At 55.6% G+C, this 3086-nt stretch carries 3 protein-coding genes and 1 pseudogene (1 of these 4 running past the window's edge); 1 reads left to right on the plus strand and 3 read right to left on the minus strand.

Going from position 1 to position 3086, the window contains the following annotated elements; genetic code table 11:
• From B2P82_RS03365 to B2P82_RS03375, 3 genes are all read right to left on the minus strand, one after another.
• On the minus strand, positions 1-314 hold a 314-nt coding region (locus B2P82_RS03365), incomplete at its 3' end, for a hypothetical protein (protein ID WP_290495154.1).
• Positions 315-464: 150 nt separating this feature from the next.
• Positions 465-1730, minus strand: a complete 1266-nt coding sequence (locus B2P82_RS03370; RefSeq protein WP_290495156.1) for a cytochrome P450 — start codon at positions 1728-1730, stop codon at positions 465-467.
• Positions 1731-1787: 57 nt separating this feature from the next.
• Positions 1788-2630 (minus strand): TauD/TfdA dioxygenase family protein, encoded by an 843-nt coding sequence (locus B2P82_RS03375; protein WP_290495158.1) that lies wholly within the window; start codon positions 2628-2630, stop codon positions 1788-1790.
• Positions 2631-2689: 59 nt separating this feature from the next.
• Between B2P82_RS03375 and B2P82_RS03380 the strand changes: the two are divergent.
• Positions 2690-3086: pseudogene (locus B2P82_RS03380) on the plus strand (AAA family ATPase); its annotated part runs 204 nt beyond the window's last position; the annotation flags it as partial.

A 3086-nucleotide genomic window follows, 5' to 3' on the forward strand; every position in this document is an offset into this window, starting at 1 on the left:
ATCGACCCGAAAACGATGCTGTCGATGCCGTCTTCTGCCAGCGCGTCCCAGATGCGGGGCGTCTTGATCAGGTGCCCTTCGTCGAGTTCTGTAGCGCCGTGTACGTGTTCCGTTTGCCCCGTGTGGAAAGTAGGCCATTGTACCCACGGCTCCAAAGTCGGGTCGTCGGTATGGGTAACATAGACGTCTGAGCTCTTATGGAGCTTACGGAAGTTCGGAAGCTCGCCATCATCCATCATGCGATCAATGATGGGGGGGCAGAGCTCATTCAGTTCCAGAACCAGAACCGGTCCGTTTTTCGTATTTGAAAACATGACAAACATACCCTTGGAAACCCACGCATTCTGCGCCTTTGCCGATCTTAATGCATGAATTGCGCCACGAGTCGATTACCCGTACCGACGGTATTTGAACTCCGGGGCGCAAGGCATGTTTGTAGGGCATTCCGGCCAAAACCTGAGCGTTTAGCTGTCTTTTCTCGCGTGAAGAATAACCGGAAGTTTCTCATAGCCGAGCACAAAATTGGAGAGGACCCGCGTGGGTTCTCCCGTTACTTCGACCCGCTCGAACCGGTTCATGATTTCTTCCCACAGAATGCGCAATTGCATCTCCGCAACGCGATTCCCCATGCAGCGATGGATGCCGAAACCAAAAGACAGGTGTCGCCGCGCATTGTCTCGGTCGATGCGGAAATCATCGGGATCATCGATGACATCTTCATCGCGATTGCCTGACGCATACCACATGACGACCTTGTCGCCCTTGCGTATCTTCTGGCCGCCAAGTTCGGTGTCTTCGGTTGCAATGCGTCGCATGTGTGCCAACGGCGTCTGGTAGCGAATGATTTCCGAAACCATATTCGGGATCAGGGACGGATCGGCTCGAAGCTTGTCGTACTCGTCAGGAAACTGGTTCAGGAAATAGACCCCGCCGGAAATGGAGTTCCGGGTCGTGTCGTTTCCACCGACGATGAGCAACATCAGATTGCCGAGCAGCTCAATCGGATTGTCGACCATGTTCTTTGTATCTTCGCTATGGGCAAGCAGCGATATGAAGTCGAACTTTCGCGGTTGTTCCGCCCGTTCGCGCCAGAGCTCGGTGAAATAGCCTACGCATTCATTCAAATGCTTCATGCGCCACTCCATGTCGGTCCCGACAATGCCGACCGCATCGCTTGTGGTGGCAACATCCGACCAGAATGGCAGCTTGTGGCGGTCCTCGAAGGGAAAGTCGAACAATGTCGCCAGCATTTGGGTCGTCAGTTCGATTGACACTTTTTCTACCCAGTCGAATTCCTCGCCAACAGGAAGGCTATCCAGGATCGTGCACACACGTTGGCGGATCAGGTCTTCGAGTTCTGAGAGCTGGGTCGGTGCGACAGCAGGCTGGGCCACCTTGCGCTGGATGTCATGAATTGGCGGGTCCATAGCGATGAACATGGGCGGCTGGAAATTGTCGCTCGGGTCGCCAATCACGATGCTGGGTTCAGATGAAAAAGTCTTGTGATTTGAATCGACCGCGATGATGTCATGATACTTCGTGACGGACCAATACGCGCCGACAGAGCTTTCCGGGCAATAATGGACTGGCGCTTCCTTGCGCAGTCGCCGGAAATACTCCCCCTGCTTATTGTTCAGGAATATCTCTGCCTTTGAGACATCAAAGGTTTCGAGCGGCAGGCTCCAGGGATCTGGAATTGTGCCTTCCGCCTCATACTCTGTATCGGCCATGCTTTCCTCCCGGTTTTTCTTTTCACAGTACGTGCGAAACCGGCAGTGGGCTAGCTATCAGGCCGCGCCAATTGTTGTGCGGTGCAACAGACGCGCATGTCCTGGATAGCCCCCGGTTGCCATGTGCAACAGGCAGCGATTGTCCCACATCACCAGCATGTTTTCCTGCCAGACATGCCGATACTGAAATTCCGGTCGGGTTTGCCAGCGATACAGTTCAGCGAGCAATTCCCAACCTTCGTCGGGCGCCATGCCCTCGAACCCTGTAATATAGCCCGCCGTGCCAAAGACGCTCTCTCGACCTGTTTCAGGATGCTCTCTAATAATATCGTGTATATGAGACGCCTGTGCCGCAGTGGATGCGATGATGGTCATGCTGCGCCCGCTCGCTTTATCTGCCCCTCCATACATGCCGTCTGGGGCGTAAGCGTTCTTGGCGGAATGAATGGCTTTCTTGCCGTCCAGCCTTTCACGCAGTTCCGTGGGCATCTGCTCCAGCGCCAAATATTGATTGGCGAATAGCGTGTCGCCACCCCGCGGCGGAATGGTAATGCCGAACAAACAGGTGCCGCTTGGCGGAGCGGCCTGAAAGCTCCAATCAGTGTGCCAGCTTTCTGCGAAGATCGGTGCCGTTTCGTCGGCCGCGCGCTGAACCGCGATTATGTGCTGATGACCGGGGATCGATGCAATGAATGGGTCCTCTCCAAAGGGACCAAAATACAATGTGAAGCGTTCCAGGTCTGCGTCGCTCATTGATTGGTCCGGAAAGGAGAGAACCTGATGTTCAAGCCAGGCCGCGCGAATATCTGCAACGATCTCGGCGGGCAGCGGCGCAGACAGGTTAACGCCGCGAATCTCAGCGCCGCATGCCTGCCCGGATGGTGTGATCTCGAGTGTCATTTTGTGTCTCCTCCACTTGGCACCTTATCACGCTCTGCAATCGGGCCTAGAACGGGCTCATGAACGACCTATTCTCTGCCTCGGGCCTTTCGGAAGGTGCGCCTCAGCCGCTGGCTGACAGATTGCGTCCGCAAACCTTGTCCAACGTGGTCGGGCAGGATCACCTGCTTGGGCCTGACGGACCCTTGCGGCGCATGCTGGAAGCTGGCCGGTTATCGTCCATCATATTCTGGGGGCCACCTGGCGTCGGCAAGACGACCATTGCGCGGTTGCTCGCCAGCGAAACTGATTTGGAATTCGAGGCAATCAGCGCCATTTTTTCCGGCGTGAAAGATCTGCGGGCCGCCTTCGAGCGCGCGGAAGCACGGCGTTCGACCGGGAAGGGAACCTTGCTGTTCGTTGATGAAATTCACAGGTTCAACAAAGCCCAGCAGGACGGCTTCCTACCTTTTGTCG

It is taken from the genome of Hyphomonas sp. UBA4494 (genome assembly GCF_002388935.1).
Taxonomy (GTDB): domain Bacteria; phylum Pseudomonadota; class Alphaproteobacteria; order Caulobacterales; family Hyphomonadaceae; genus Hyphomonas.